Source organism: Cronobacter malonaticus LMG 23826, assembly GCF_001277215.2.
GTDB classification, from domain to species: Bacteria; Pseudomonadota; Gammaproteobacteria; order Enterobacterales; family Enterobacteriaceae; genus Cronobacter; species Cronobacter malonaticus.
Genome location: NZ_CP013940.1, coordinates 1,822,690 through 1,836,677, shown reverse-complemented (window position 1 = coordinate 1,836,677; position 13,988 = coordinate 1,822,690). Strand labels below are relative to the sequence as shown.

Genomic DNA, 13,988 nt, shown 5'->3' with positions numbered 1-13,988 from the left:
GCCTGCAAACGCAGGCCTTTTTGTTGCACCGCATACCGCGCCTTAGCGCAGCATGTTACGGATCACGTAATGCAGAATGCCGTCGTTACGGTAATAGGTCATCTCATTACCCGTATCGATGCGGCAGCGGCATTCCAGAACTTCGGTTGAGCCATCACCACGCGTGAGCGTTACCGGCACGGTTGCGCCTGGCGTCAGCGACTGTAAATTGCCGATATCCAGCGTCTCGTCGCCCGTCAGGCCCAGCGTTTTGCGCGTCACGCCCTGCGGGAACTCCAGCGGCAGGATGCCCATGCCGATAAGGTTGGAGCGGTGAATACGCTCGAACGACTCGGCAATCACCACGCGAATACCAAGCAGACGCGGGCCTTTGGCCGCCCAGTCGCGGCTGGAGCCGGAGCCGTACTCTTTCCCGGCGATCACCGCAAGCGGCGTGCCCTGCTCCTGATAACGCATAGCGGCGTCATAAATCGACATCACTTCGTTACCCGGAATAAGACGCGTCATGCCGCCTTCCACGCCCGGCACCATTTCGTTACGAATGCGAATATTGGCGAAGGTGCCGCGCATCATGACTTCATGGTTACCACGACGTGAGCCATAGGAGTTAAAGTCTGCGCGCTCCACGCCGTGGCTTTGCAGATAGCGCCCGGCGGGGCTGTCCGCCTTAATGCTGCCCGCTGGCGAAATGTGGTCGGTGGTGACGGAATCGCCCAGCATCGCGAGAATGCGCGCACCGTGGATATCCTGTACCGGCGCAGGCTCCGAAAGCATGTCATCGAAAAATGGCGACAGGCGGATATAGGTGGAATCGTTCTGCCAGTCGTAGGTGTCTGACGCCTGAACCTGAATGGAACGCCACTCTTCGGTTCCTTCGAAAACTTCCGCGTACTCTTTGCGGAACATATCGGTGGAAACTTCCTGCACCGCCTGCGCAATCTCCTGACCGGTGGGCCAGATATCCTTGAGATAAACCGGATCGCCTTTACGATCGTGGCCAATCGGATCGGTTGACAGGTTGATGTTCATGTTTCCCGCCAGCGCATAAGCGACCACCAGCGGCGGCGACGCCAGCCAGTTCGTTTTCACCAGCGGATGAATGCGACCTTCAAAGTTACGGTTGCCGGAAAGCACCGCGCCGACGGTCAGATCGCCTTTTTTGATCGCCTGTTCGATAGGCTCCGGTAATGGCCCTGAGTTACCGATACAGGTGGTACAGCCATATCCGACCAGGTTAAAGCCCAGTTCATCGAGCCACGGCGTCAGCTTCGCGTGGGCCAGATAATCGGAGACGACTTTAGAGCCGGGAGCCAGCGACGCTTTCACCCACGGCTGGCGCTTAAGCCCAAGCTTGACGGCTTTTTTGGCGAGCAGGCCCGCCGCCATCAGCACGCTCGGGTTGGACGTATTGGTACAGGAAGTAATAGCAGCAATCACCACCGCACCGTCCGGCAGCTCATACTGATGCCCGTTCAGCGTATATTCAATGGCGTGCAGATCTTTTTTCGGCGAGTTCACCTCAAGCTCGGTGCTGGCGGCGAACGCCTTCGGCACGTCGCCAAGGCTCACACGGTCCTGCGGACGTTTCGGTCCGGCAATACTGGCTTCAACGGTGCCCATGTCCAGCTCCAGCGTGCTGGTAAACACCGGCTCGTCGCCAGGGTTGCGCCACATACCTTGCGCTTTGGCATACGCCTCCACCAGCGCCACCTGCTCTTCGCTGCGCCCGCTCAGGCGTAAATAACCAAGCGTAACGTCATCAATCGGGAAAAAGCCGCAGGTCGCGCCATATTCGGGGGCCATATTGGCGATAGTGGCGCGGTCTGCCAGCGGCAGCGAATCCAGCCCGTCGCCAAAGAATTCAACGAATTTCCCGACCACGCCATGTTTACGCAGCATCTGGGTTACTGTCAGTACCAGGTCGGTTGCGGTGATACCTTCACTGAGTTTGCCGGTAAGACGAAAACCGACGACATCCGGGATAAGCATCGACACGGGCTGACCAAGCATCGCCGCTTCCGCTTCGATACCGCCGACGCCCCAGCCGAGCACGCCGAGACCGTTGATCATGGTGGTGTGGGAGTCTGTACCGACAAGCGTGTCAGGGTACGCCACCATTACGCCGTCCTGGAGTTCGCTCCAGACGGCTTTCCCCAGATATTCAAGATTTACCTGGTGGCAAATACCGGTGCCTGGGGGCACCACGCTAAAGCGGCTGAACGCCTGCTGGCCCCAGCGCAGGAACGCATAACGCTCATGGTTGCGCTCCATCTCCAGACGCACGTTCTCTTCAAACGCGTTATCGTCGCCGAAATGGTCGACGGTCACAGAGTGGTCAATGACCAGATCAACCGGTGAGAGTGGGTTCACTTTCGAGACGTCGCCACCGAGACGTTTCACCGCTTCGCGCATAGCCGCGAGATCCACCACCGCCGGAACGCCGGTGAAATCCTGCATCAGTACGCGCGCCGGACGATACGCGATTTCGCGATCGGCATGCGCATGTTCAAGCCAGCCCGCCAGCGCCTGAATATCTTCAAGCGTGACGGTCTCGCCATCCTGCCAGCGCAGCAGGTTCTCGAGTAAAACTTTCAGTGATTTAGGTAACCGCGCGATATCGCCCAACTCCCGGGCGGCTTTCGGCAGGCTGTAGTAGTGATAGGTTTTATCCTGCGCCTGTAATGTATCCTTGCTGGCTTCGCGTAGGGTCGACGACATAGCTCCTCCTTCAGTCCTGAGATAGCGATGCCCCGATTGTTATCAGGGTCTGTATTAAAGATAACACAAACATGTCGTAACGATTTGATAACAACCCAAATCGCTAAAAGTGAGGAGACGCGGGGAGAGAAAACAAAACGCCCGGCGGGAGCCGGGCGCAGAGGAATCAGTGAGCAAGCATCCAGACAAGCTGACACCAGAACAAGGAGGAAACGGTAAATACGCCAATCCATGACCAGTATTTGAGCGTGAGCTGATTATTCATACCTGTTACACCAATAATTAAAACCATTGATCGCTCTGGCGCTTGCCAGAAATGTAAAGATTGCTGTGTGTAATTTTTCTCGCTGCGTTAACAACGAGAACAGATAAATTTAGCTTAAATTAAATTCTTGTTTTTTATTATCTACGCCAGTTAGCGTTTATTGTTTTTGTGATCTTCTTCCGAAAATAAAGCGATAAAATCTTGTTGCTCTTTTGTTAGCTTCCAGCCCGTCGGGAGAGTCGAAAAACCCCCTTTTAGACCGTTTTCGTGCCTGTCATCTGGTTGACATATTGGTGAGCGAGTGAAAGCGTGCTGTTGTAAAGCCATGCTTAACCCCAAAATGTCCACACCAGAAGCGCAATCCCAATCCAGAACAGGGTTGAGATGCCGAACACCGCCAGCCACGCTTTACGCTTAAGATCGGGATCTCTTTGCGAATCGTCGCTTTCTGATGGCATTGCTAACCTCGTACAATCGACATTGCTTATCATAGTGTCACCAAACAATTGGCAGAAGTAATCATCAGTTGAGATAAATCCTAAATAAAAACCAGCCAAAAATCCAGCACCTTTACGATCATTTTTGGAGAAAATATTCAATCTTTTGACGTGAAATAAATTATTGAAGTTGTGAATTTGCGTAGCTGAGAATTATTTCCTACTTTTGTCGTGACGAGACGACACCTTATCCATGCATTTTGTATGGATAAGTGCGAGAATAATTTAACTTAGTACGAATGATTATGTTTTTAATTTGAATAAAGAAGGGAAAGTCAGCGTACCTTTGCACCAGTGGAAAGGTACACGCAGGGATTATTTGGCAGGTAATTTAATATCTTTAAACATCGCTTCGATATCTTCATTCGAACGCAGCGCTACAGCGGCATCCACCACATCACGCGTCAAATGCGGCGCAAAACGCTGAATAAAATCATACATGTAGCTACGCAGGAATGTGCTGCGGCGAAAACCAATTTTCGTCGTGCTGTGGCTGAAAATATCATGCGCGTCGAGACGCACCAGATCTGGATCAGATACTGGATCGACCGCCATACTGGCAATAACCCCGACGCCCAACCCCAGCCTTACGTAAGTTTTAATTACATCAGCGTCAGTGGCGGTAAAAACGATACGCGGCGTCAGTCCGGCGCGGTTAAACGCAGTATCGAGTTCTGAGCGCCCCGTAAAGCCGAAGGTATACGTCACCAGCGGATATTGCGCCAGCTCCTCAATATTCACGCTCTCTTTAGATGCCAGCGGATGATCCGGCGTGACGACTATCGAACGGTTCCAGTGGTAGCACGGCAGCATTACAAGGTCATCGTAAAGATGCAGCGCTTCGGTCGCGATGGCAAAATCGGCGTTACCTTTAGAGACGGCTTCAGCAATCTGCGTGGGCGACCCCTGGTGCATATGCAATGACACACGCGGATAGCGTTCGATAAAGCCTTTGATCACGCCCGGCAGCGCGTAACGCGCCTGGGTATGCGTGGTCGCGACATACAGTGAGCCTTTGTCCGGCCATGTATGCTCGCCCGCCACCGATTTGATAGCATCCACTTTGGAGAGCACTTCACGTGCGATGCGGATAATTTCCTGACCAGCGGGCGTCACCTGCGTCAGATGTTTGCCGCTGCGGGCAAAGATCTGAATCCCGAGTTCATCTTCCAGCATACGCACCTGCTTACTGATGCCGGGTTGCGAGGTATAAAGCCCTTCCGCTGTGGACGAGACATTCAGGTTATGGTTCACCACCTCAACGATATAGCGCAACTGCTGTAGTTTCATGACCGACCATCCAGAATCAGTGACGCCTGCAATCAGGCTTAAGACGATTTGATAATAAAAAAGGAAGATACTATAACCGGGCTGGCTTTTATAGCTTATGTGTATAGTTCAGTGAAAAAAATAATAAGGTCGTTATAAACGCAAAAGGCCAGCTTACGCTGGCCTTCGTTTTTGCACGCGGCAAGATTACTTTTTGCCTTCCGCCCACTTACCGTCAACGTAAAACGCAGACCAGCCAGTGGCTTTACCGTCTTTTTCCGACGCCACATACTGCTGTTTGGTTTTACGGCTGAAGCGAACCACGGCCGGATTGCCATCTGGATCCTGCGCGGGCGCATCCGCCAGATAACGCAGTTTTTCCGGCAGGCGGTCACGGAAGCGTTGCAGCTCTTCCACCAGCGGCGCGCGGGTTTCGCGCGATTTCGGGAACGTATTCGCCGCGAGGAAGACACCAGCTGCGCCGTCACGCAGGACGAAATAAGCATCCGACTTCTCGCAAGGCAGTTCAGGCAGCGGCACCGGATCTTCCTTCGGCGGCGCAACTTCACCGTTACGCAGGATCTTACGGGTGTTTTTACACTCGTCGTTGGTGCAGGCCATATACTTACCGAAACGCCCCATCTTCAGGTGCATTTCAGAACCGCATTTCTCGCACTCCACCACCGGGCCGTCATAACCCTTGATGCGGAACTCGCCCTCTTCGACCTCATAACCGTCGCAGGAAGGATTATTACCGCAAACGTGCAGTTTGCGTTTCGGATCGATAAGGTAGCTGTCCATCGCGGTGCCGCACTTCTGGCAGCGACGTTTGGCGCGCAGCGCGTTAGTTTCCGCGTCATCGCCTTCCAGCACGTTCAGCACTTCGTTTTCCGGCACCAGGTTAATAGTGGTTTTGCAACGCTCTTTCGGCGACAGCGCGTAACCGGAGCAGCCCAGAAATACGCCCGTGCTGGCAGTTCGGATGCCCATCGGGCGGCCGCAGGTCGGGCAGTCAATGCTGGTAAGCACCATCTGGTTCGGGCGCATACCGCCCTCTTCAGGATCTTTTTCGGCGGTATCCAGCTGTCTTGAGAAATCGTCGAAGAAGGTGTCCAGCACCGCGCGCCATTCGGCCTCGTGGTTAGCCACCTGATCGAGAGAGTCTTCCATCTGCGCGGTGAAGTCGAAATTCATCAGCTCCGGGAAATTCTCTTCCAGGCGATCGGTAACAATTTCACCCATTTTCTCGGCATAAAAACGACGGTTTTCAACACGCACATAGCCGCGATCCTGAATGGTCGAGATAATAGACGCATAGGTAGACGGACGGCCGATACCGCGTTTTTCGAGCTCTTTCACCAGTGACGCTTCGCTAAAGCGCGCAGGCGGTTTGGTGAAGTGCTGCGCAGGCGTCAGTTCAACCAGAGAAAGTTTATCGCCCTGATTCACGGCTGGCAGCGTGCGGTCTTCATCGCCCTTACGCAGCGCAGGCATTACTTTCGTCCAGCCGTCGAAGCGCAGGATGCGACCGCGCGCTTTAAGGCGGAAATCGCCTGCGGCGACTGTCAGCGTCGTGGAGTCGTACTGCGCCGGCGTCATCTGACAGGCGACAAACTGACGCCAGATCAGCTGATACAGTTTCTGCGCGTCGTTTTCCATATCCTTCAGCGATTCCGCCAGCACGCTGACGTCCGAAGGACGAATCGCTTCGTGCGCTTCCTGTGAATTCTCTTTGCTGGCGTACTGGTTCGGGTTCTCCGGCAAATATTTCTTGCCGAACTCCTCGCCAATATAGTTACGCACCATGCTGACCGCGTCCTGGCTCAGGTTGGTGGAGTCAGTACGCATATAAGTGATGTAACCCGCTTCGTAGAGACGCTGAGCCATCATCATGGTTTTCTTCACGCCAAAGCCCAGGCGCGTACTCGCCGCCTGCTGGAGCGTGGAGGTAATAAAAGGCGCGCCCGGTTTGCTGCTGGTCGGCTTATCTTCACGCTCGATAACCTGATAGCTTGCCGCCTTCAGCAGCGCAACCGCCGCTTCGGTATCCTGGCGGTTTACCGGGCGGAACGCTTTATCTTTATGATGCGTGACCTGAACGCTGAGTTGATCGCTCTTTGGCGTTGAGAGCAGCGCGTCAACTTCCCAGAACTCTTCCGGTACAAACGCTTTGATTTCACGCTCGCGTTCGACCACCAGACGGACCGCGACGGACTGCACGCGACCAGCGGAAAGCCCGCGGGCGATTTTTTTCCACAGCAGCGGGGAAACCATATAACCCACCACGCGGTCCATAAAGCGGCGCGCCTGCTGGGCGTTAACGCGATCGATATTCAGCTCACCCGGCTTTTCAAACGCCTGGCGAATCGCATTTTTGGTAATTTCGTTAAACACCACGCGGCTGTAACGCGTGTCATCACCACCGATCACTTCCCGCAGGTGCCAGGCAATGGCTTCCCCTTCGCGGTCAAGGTCGGTTGCGAGATAGATGTGGTCAGCTTTTTCAGCCAGCGACTTCAGTTCAGAAACCACTTTTTCTTTGCCGGGCAGCACTTCATAGTGCGCTTCCCAGTTGTGCCAGGGATCGACGCCCATGCGGTTGACTAACGCGCCACGTTCATCTTTTTTGACTTTTTTAGCCGGTTTCGTCGGGGCGGATTCAGCGCTTTTTTTAGGGGCGGAGCCACTGGTCGGCAAATCGCGGATATGACCGACGCTGGATTTCACCACGTAGTCTTTACCGAGATATTTGTTGATCGTTTTGGCTTTTGCCGGGGACTCAACGATGACGAGAGCTTTACCCATATTCACCTTTACCTGATTTGATTCTTCCAGAATACGTCGCACGTTGATTCACCGTCACTGGCGACAAGCCTCGTATATTGTGGCCGCCCCAAAGGTTATCAACCCCTTAATCCATCACCAGGCGTGGTTCACGCTACTACCGGTGGCTGAGTCGTCAGGTTTTATCGTGCAAATGCGCTACAGCACGACGGAAGTTCGGTCGAATGTCAAGCAATTCTGTTGCCAGATTTGCGAAAGCGTCACACTCTACCTGATAAAATTCGTTACGCAACTTTATTAGCATGCAAAAGTGATTAACGCCACCACCGGGCCTTTTTGAAAAGCCCTGAAAACCGCAGGGAAAATTTGCCCATGGCACCTGGTGCGACGTACACTATCATCCTGTTTGTAAGGAGATGATTATGCAAAAGATAACTCAGCCTATCGACCGCGCCACGCTGCTGGAGCAGGCCAATAAAATGATCCGCGAGCATGAAGACTATATTGCCGGCATGGTGGCCACCGACGTTGAGCAAAAAAATGGCGTACTCGTCTTTCGCGGCGAATATTTTATGGACGAGCAAGGCTTACCCACGGCAAAAACCACAGCGGTATTTAATATGTTTAAATACCTGGCCCATCAGCTTTCCGAAAAATATCACCTGCTGCCCTGAGCGCTTCCACCGCGTGAACACGCCATTACCGGTTAGCCAGAAAAAAAGCGAGGTTTAACGCCTCGCTTTTTTATTTGCCTTACAGCAGCGGTTTCTGCCCGCGCTGCCACCAGCGCAGCAGCAGGCGATCCAGGCTTCGCGCCGCGCTGCCGGTGAAGCGGTCCATGAGTCGTTTACGCTGCATATAGCGCAGACTGACAACCTCACGCTCTGCCATGCGGGCAATGATGAGATCGTCGCTGGTGCTGATTTCATCCACCAGACCTTTCTCTTTAGCCTGCACACCGTACCAGTGCTCGCCAGTCGCGACCGCTTCAATATCCAACGAAGGACGCATGCTGTGCACAAATTCTTTGAAGAGATGATGCGTTTCGTTGAGATCTTCGCGGAACTTCTCGCGCCCTTCTTCAGTGTTTTCGCCAAGCAGCGTCAGCGTGCGCTTATACTGCCCGGCGGTATGCAGCTCGATATCGATATCGTTACGCTTGAGCAGGCGGTTGAAGTTCGGGATCTGCGCGACCACGCCGATAGAACCGATGATGGCGAACGGCGCCGCCACGATGTTATTCGCCACACAGGCCATCATATACCCGCCGCTGGCGGCGACTTTATCTACGGCGATGGTCAGCGGGATTTGGCGCTCGCGCAAACGCTGGAGTTGCGACGCGGCAAGCCCGTAACCATGCACCACACCACCTGGGCTTTCCAGACGCACCAGAACCTCATCGGCGGGCTTTGCAACAGCCAGCACCGCCGTCACCTCTTCGCGTAGCGCACTGACTTCATGGGCATCGATGCTGCCTTTGAAATCGAGCACATAGAGCGTAGGCTTACCGGCAGGCGCCGAATCGCCACGTTTAGCACGTGCTTTCGCGGCTTTCGCTTCCTGCTTGTTTTTCTTTTTCTGATTCTTATGCCACAGCTTGTGCTGATGTGGATCGAGCAGCGCGGCGGCCACTTCTTCCTTCATTTCTTTATACTCTTCCCCGAGACGCGTGACGCGCAGCTCGCCGCGCTGGGCTTTCTTGCGCTGCGTCAGGTTAGCAATAAGCGCGATGACAATCGCAATCGCCACGACTACCGTGACGATTTTGGCTAAAAACAGTCCATACTCTGCAAGTAAATTCACTTCTCCACCTTTTATTCAGGCATGACCCGGGCGTTAGTGTAACCGAGCACCGGGCCCGCGTCTTGTAACAAAGCGAAACTGTGCGAGACCTCTCGCTGAAGTTTTCTTTACCGATGAAACAGTTGCAAATGACGGCGCAACGGCACAACCCTCCCGCTGCCCGATTGAAATACGCGAAGGATTAAGGCATAAAGCGTTTTTACCCGATGCGAAGCGAAGCCTTGCGGCGCGCCGTTTCGCCCCTGCAAGGAGTGACCCGTGCACTATCAACCCCAACGCGATTTGCTGCAAAACCGAATCATTCTTGTCACCGGCGCCAGCGACGGTATTGGCCGCGAGGCGGCGCTGACCTACGCCCGCTACGGCGCGCACGTCCTGCTGCTTGGCCGCAGTGAAGAGAAACTGCGCGGTGTTGCCCGTGAAATCGAACAGGAAGGACTCGCGCAGGCGCACTGGTTTACCCTGGATTACGCCACCGCGACGCCCGACGCCTGCCAGCGTCTCGCTGAGGCTATCGGCGAACAGGTGCCTCGCCTCGATGGCGTACTGCATAACGCGGGCGTGCTCGGCGACATCGTTCCAATGGACCAGCAAAACCCGGCTGTCTGGAGCGAAGTGATGCAGGTGAATGTGAATGTCACCTTCTTTCTAACCCAGGCGCTATTGCCGTTGCTGCTGAAATCTGAGTCAGGCTCGCTGGTGTTTACCACCTCAAGCGTCGGCCGTCAGGGGCGGGCCAACTGGGGTGCTTATGCCGTCTCGAAATTCGCCACCGAAGGTATGATGCAGGTACTTGCCGAAGAGTATCAAAGCCGGCATCTGCGCGTGAACTGCATCAATCCTGGCGGCACACGTACTAAAATGCGCGCCAGCGCGTTCCCGACGGAAGATCCCGAAAAGCTGAAAACGCCTGCCGATCTCATGCCGCTCTACCTGTGGCTGATGGGTGACGACAGCCGCCGGAAAACCGGCATTAGCTTTGACGCCCAGCCAGGACGTAAACCGGGAATAGCCGAATGAGCGATGAACGTTACCAGCAGCGCCAGCAGCGCGTGAAAGAGAAAGTCGAAGCGCGCGTCGCGGCCGCCCAGGATGAGCGCGGCATCGTTATCGTTTTTACCGGCAACGGCAAGGGCAAAACCACCGCCGCCTTCGGCACCGTCACGCGCGCGGTCGGCCACGGTAAAAAAGCGGCGGTCATACAGTTTATCAAGGGCGAGTGGCCGAACGGCGAGCGCAATCTGCTGGAGCCGCATGGCGTCGAGTTTCAGGTCATGGCGACAGGTTTTACCTGGGACACCCAGAACCGAGAAAGCGATACCGCGGCCTGCCGGGCCGTGTGGCAGCATGGCAAACGCATGCTGGCGGACGCCTCGCTCGATCTCGTGGTGCTGGATGAACTGACTTATATGGTGGCTTACGATTATCTGGCGCTGGAAGAAGTACTGACGGCGCTGCGTGAGCGTCCGGCGCACCAGACTGTGATTATCACTGGCCGGGGCTGCCACCGCGATATTCTGGAGTATGCCGATACGGTGAGTGAGCTGCGCCCGGTAAAACACGCGTTTGATGCAGGCATAAAAGCGCAGATCGGTATCGATTATTAGCGTACACCCTGATTCGCTGCCGTAAAAAACCACCTGCATAGCAGGTGGCATTGATAACGCCCCATAGGGCGTACTAAAAGCCCTGAAAAAATCTCGACCTGTTCTGAAAGATTTAAATCCAAAGACGATAAGGCAAAGCCAAAACCTGTTGCTGATCCCCTTCACAGGAGGTGGTGTTCATGCAGGGATAAAAAAACGCCCTCATCAGAGGGCGTTTTTCTTAGTTTCCGCGACCGCCGCCGGAGCGACGGTTACCGCCGCTGTTCGGGCGTCCGCTGCTGCTGCCTGGACGGCCATTGCCGGTGGCGCGAGCGCCGCCTGAGCGTGCATTGCCGCCCGGACGGGCATTACCACTGGCGCGCGAGGTGCTGTTGCCTGAGCGGGTGTTTTCTGCCGCACGCACGTTGCCTGCCGGGCGCGCAGCACCCGCCTGGCCCTGACGCGCAGGCGTGCCCTGACGAGCGCCGCCCGCCGTCTGGCTGTGGCGTTTTACTGCACGGCGAATCTGGTTCGCCTTCAGGCGACGACGATCTTTTTCCACGGCCACTTTGCTTGCCGTTTCAGGCTCAAGACCCACCAGCTCGCGCAGATAGTTGGTCTGTGCCAGGTCAAGCTCGGTCCAGCCGCCGCGCGGCAGGCCTTTCGGCAGCGGAATGTCGCCATAACGCACGCGAATGAGGCGGCTCACCTGCACACCGACCGCTTCCCAGAGACGGCGAACTTCACGGTTGCGCCCTTCCGTCAGCGTCACGTTGTACCACTGGTTGATGCCTTCACCGCCGCTAAAACGGATGGTTTTAAACGCCGCCGGGCCGTCTTCAAGCTGAACGCCGCGCGCCAGCTCACGAACTTTATTGTCATCCACCTGGCCGAAAACGCGCACAGCATACTCGCGTTCGACTTCCTGGCTCGGGTGCATCAGGCGGTTCGCCAGTTCACCGTCGGTGGTGAACAGCAGCAGGCCGCAGGTATTGACGTCAAGACGCCCTACCGCGATCCAGCGCGCGCCGCGCAGTTTCGGCAGACGGTCAAAGACGGTCGGGCGACCTTCCGGATCGCTGCGCGTACACAGCTCGCCTTCCGGTTTGTAATAGGCCAGTACGCGACAGATCTGCTCTACGGACTCTTTTACCGAGATGAGATGGCCGTCGATACGGATTTTCAGCGCAGGCGTGACTTCAACGCGATCGCCTAAGGTGGCGATTTTGCCATCGACACTGACGCGACCGGCTTCGATCATGGCTTCGATTTCACGGCGGGAGCCATGACCGGCTCGCGCCAGCACTTTTTGTAACTTTTCGCTCATGGAGCTTCCTTCAGGTGTCGCCTTCCCAGGCGTCGAACAGGATAACCGGGCTGGGGTGCCGCCGTCTGGCCACACCCCGGTTTCAGCCGCCCGATTTCAGGCCGCGTAGTATAGCGGTAAGCCCCCTTACAGGAAAGGCTTAACGTCGCCCACGCCCTCACGTAACACGACCGGCGCATCGTCGGTTAAATCGATCACGGTTGTAGGTTGCTGGCCGAGATAACCGCCGTGAATAATCAGATCCACCTGCTTTTCCAGACGGTCTTTAATTTCATCCGGATCGGATTCGGTAAACTCGCTGCCCGGCAGCATTAGCGATGTGGAGAGCATCGGCTCATCAAGCGCTTCAAGGAGCGCAAGCGCAATCGGGTTAGACGGCACGCGCAGCCCGATGGTTTTACGCTTCTCCTGCAACAGACGGCGCGGCACCTCTTTCGTCCCTTTAAGAATAAAGGTGTAGTTGCCCGGCGTGTTGTTTTTGATAAGACGGAACGCGACGTTATCGACATACGAATAGGTCGACAGCTCCGAGAGATCGCGGCACATCAGCGTAAAGTTATGGCCGTCCGGCAGGTCGCGGATGCGGCAGATACGCTCCATCGCGCCTTTGTCTTCAAGCTTACAGCCAAGCGCGTAGCCGGAATCGGTCGGATAAACGATAACGCCGCCTTTACGCACGATCTCTACCGCCTGTTTGATAAGGCGCGGCTGCGGGTTGTCCGGGTGGATATAGAAAAATTGACTCATACTGCCCTCTCTTTACTCAGTTCCGGCGGCCAGCGGTGCCAGACAGGCGTTAACCCTTCCGGCAGCCGCAGCCTGCGGCCCAGCTCAATCCACGGACACGGCTGATGGAAATCAGAGCCCTGGGACGCCAGCAGACCAAACTGCCCGGCGTAGCTTGCCAGCTGGTTGCGCTCATTGGGCGCCTGCTGGCACTGGGCCACTTCCATCGCGTCGCCGCCCGCCGCAGCGAACTGGTTTAACAGACGCTTGAGCCATTTGGCGCTGAGCTGATAGCGTCCGGGATGGGCTATCACCGCCTGCCCGCCAGAATGATGAATCACATCAATGGCTTGTTCTATTGTACACCACTGGGGAGGAACATAGCCGGTTTTCCCGCGCGCCAGATAGTGTTTAAAGACGTTCGCCATATTGGTGGCGCGTCCGTCTTCGATGAGAAAACGCGCGAAATGCCCGCGCGTGACGACGCCGCCGTCCGCCAGACGCTTCGCGCCCTCCAGCGCGCCCGGAATGCGCGCTTTCTCCAGGCGCTCGGCGATCATCTCAGCACGCCGCGTGCGGCGCTGCGCCTGCCCGTCAAGAAACGCGATCATCTCAGGGTGCGCGAAATCAATCCCCAGTCCGACGATATGAATTTCGTGGTTTTCCCAGAGCGTAGAAATTTCGACACCGTTAATCAGCCGCAGCGCAAGGCCTGCGCGGGCAATTTCTTCATGGGCGGCTGGCAGGCCCGCCGTAGTGTCGTGGTCGGTTATCGCGAGCGTATGAATGCCCATCTCAACGGCGCGGTGTACCAGTTGCTCCGGCGTCAGCAGGCCATCGGAGGCCGTCGTATGGCTGTGCAGGTCATAAATAATCGCTAATTCAGGTTCGCTCAAAACGGCTCCAGTGGCTATGGTCTTTTATATCGTCCTGTTCATCATAACGGTTTGTGGAAATTATCAAAAATCAGTGTTGACATTCCCGCCATGAACCAGTTAACTAGTACGCAAGTT

General features: G+C 55.7%; 11 protein-coding genes and 1 pseudogene. 3 read left to right on the top strand and 9 right to left on the bottom strand.

Annotated features, from left to right (window positions below; all coding sequences use genetic code 11):
- Positions 1 to 42: 42 nt before the first annotated feature.
- From acnA to topA, 5 genes are all read right to left on the bottom strand, one after another.
- A complete protein-coding gene (gene acnA / locus AFK66_RS08775) occupies positions 43 to 2,718 on the bottom strand; it encodes an aconitate hydratase AcnA (RefSeq protein ID WP_007775501.1) in 2,676 nt (891 codons plus the stop codon).
- Between the two features lie 166 nt (positions 2,719 to 2,884).
- Entirely contained in the window at positions 2,885 to 2,983 is a 99-nt protein-coding gene (gene ymiC, locus AFK66_RS23010) for a small membrane protein YmiC (protein ID WP_226993417.1), read from the bottom strand.
- A 329-nt stretch (positions 2,984 to 3,312) separates the two neighbouring features.
- Positions 3,313 to 3,441 (bottom strand): YmiA family putative membrane protein, encoded by a 129-nt coding sequence (locus tag AFK66_RS21365; RefSeq protein WP_007775505.1) that lies wholly within the window; start codon positions 3,439 to 3,441, stop codon positions 3,313 to 3,315.
- A 354-nt stretch (positions 3,442 to 3,795) separates the two neighbouring features.
- Positions 3,796 to 4,770, bottom strand: a complete 975-nt coding sequence (gene cysB, locus AFK66_RS08770) for an HTH-type transcriptional regulator CysB (protein ID WP_004387670.1) — start codon at positions 4,768 to 4,770, stop codon at positions 3,796 to 3,798.
- A 186-nt stretch (positions 4,771 to 4,956) separates the two neighbouring features.
- Positions 4,957 to 7,554, bottom strand: coding sequence for a type I DNA topoisomerase (topA, locus tag AFK66_RS08765; protein WP_032983347.1), 2,598 nt, complete (start codon positions 7,552 to 7,554; stop codon positions 4,957 to 4,959).
- A gap of 401 nt (positions 7,555 to 7,955) precedes the next feature.
- On the opposite strand from topA, the gene AFK66_RS08760 reads away from it, so the two are divergent.
- Entirely contained in the window at positions 7,956 to 8,207 is a 252-nt protein-coding gene (locus tag AFK66_RS08760; protein ID WP_007775512.1) for a YciN family protein, read from the top strand.
- Between the two features lie 79 nt (positions 8,208 to 8,286).
- Here AFK66_RS08760 and sohB read toward each other — a convergent pair whose 3' ends face one another.
- Positions 8,287 to 9,336, bottom strand: a complete 1,050-nt coding sequence (gene sohB / locus AFK66_RS08755) for a protease SohB (RefSeq protein ID WP_007775514.1) — start codon at positions 9,334 to 9,336, stop codon at positions 8,287 to 8,289.
- 258 nt (positions 9,337 to 9,594) lie between these two features.
- Between sohB and AFK66_RS08750 the strand changes: the two genes are divergently transcribed.
- Together AFK66_RS08750 and cobO are read left to right on the top strand one after the other, a co-directional pair.
- Positions 9,595 to 10,356 (top strand): YciK family oxidoreductase, encoded by a 762-nt coding sequence (locus AFK66_RS08750; RefSeq protein WP_007775516.1) that lies wholly within the window; start codon positions 9,595 to 9,597, stop codon positions 10,354 to 10,356.
- Positions 10,353 to 10,943 (top strand): cob(I)yrinic acid a,c-diamide adenosyltransferase, encoded by a 591-nt coding sequence (gene cobO / locus AFK66_RS08745; protein ID WP_007775519.1) that lies wholly within the window; start codon positions 10,353 to 10,355, stop codon positions 10,941 to 10,943. The genes AFK66_RS08750 and cobO overlap by 4 nt, the downstream gene beginning before the upstream one ends.
- 451 nt (positions 10,944 to 11,394) lie before the next feature.
- Here the strand turns inward: cobO and rluB are convergent.
- The 3 genes and pseudogenes from rluB to rnm form a co-directional block, all read right to left on the bottom strand.
- A pseudogene (rluB, locus tag AFK66_RS08740) lies at positions 11,395 to 12,249 on the bottom strand (23S rRNA pseudouridine(2605) synthase RluB); the annotation flags it as partial.
- Between the two features lie 126 nt (positions 12,250 to 12,375).
- Complete coding sequence (locus AFK66_RS08735) at positions 12,376 to 12,996, bottom strand: L-threonylcarbamoyladenylate synthase (RefSeq protein ID WP_007775522.1); 621 nt, start codon at positions 12,994 to 12,996, stop codon at positions 12,376 to 12,378.
- Positions 12,993 to 13,871 (bottom strand): RNase RNM, encoded by an 879-nt coding sequence (gene rnm / locus AFK66_RS08730; protein ID WP_007775523.1) that lies wholly within the window; start codon positions 13,869 to 13,871, stop codon positions 12,993 to 12,995. The genes AFK66_RS08735 and rnm overlap by 4 nt, the downstream gene beginning before the upstream one ends.
- Between the last annotated feature and the right edge of the window lie 117 nt (positions 13,872 to 13,988).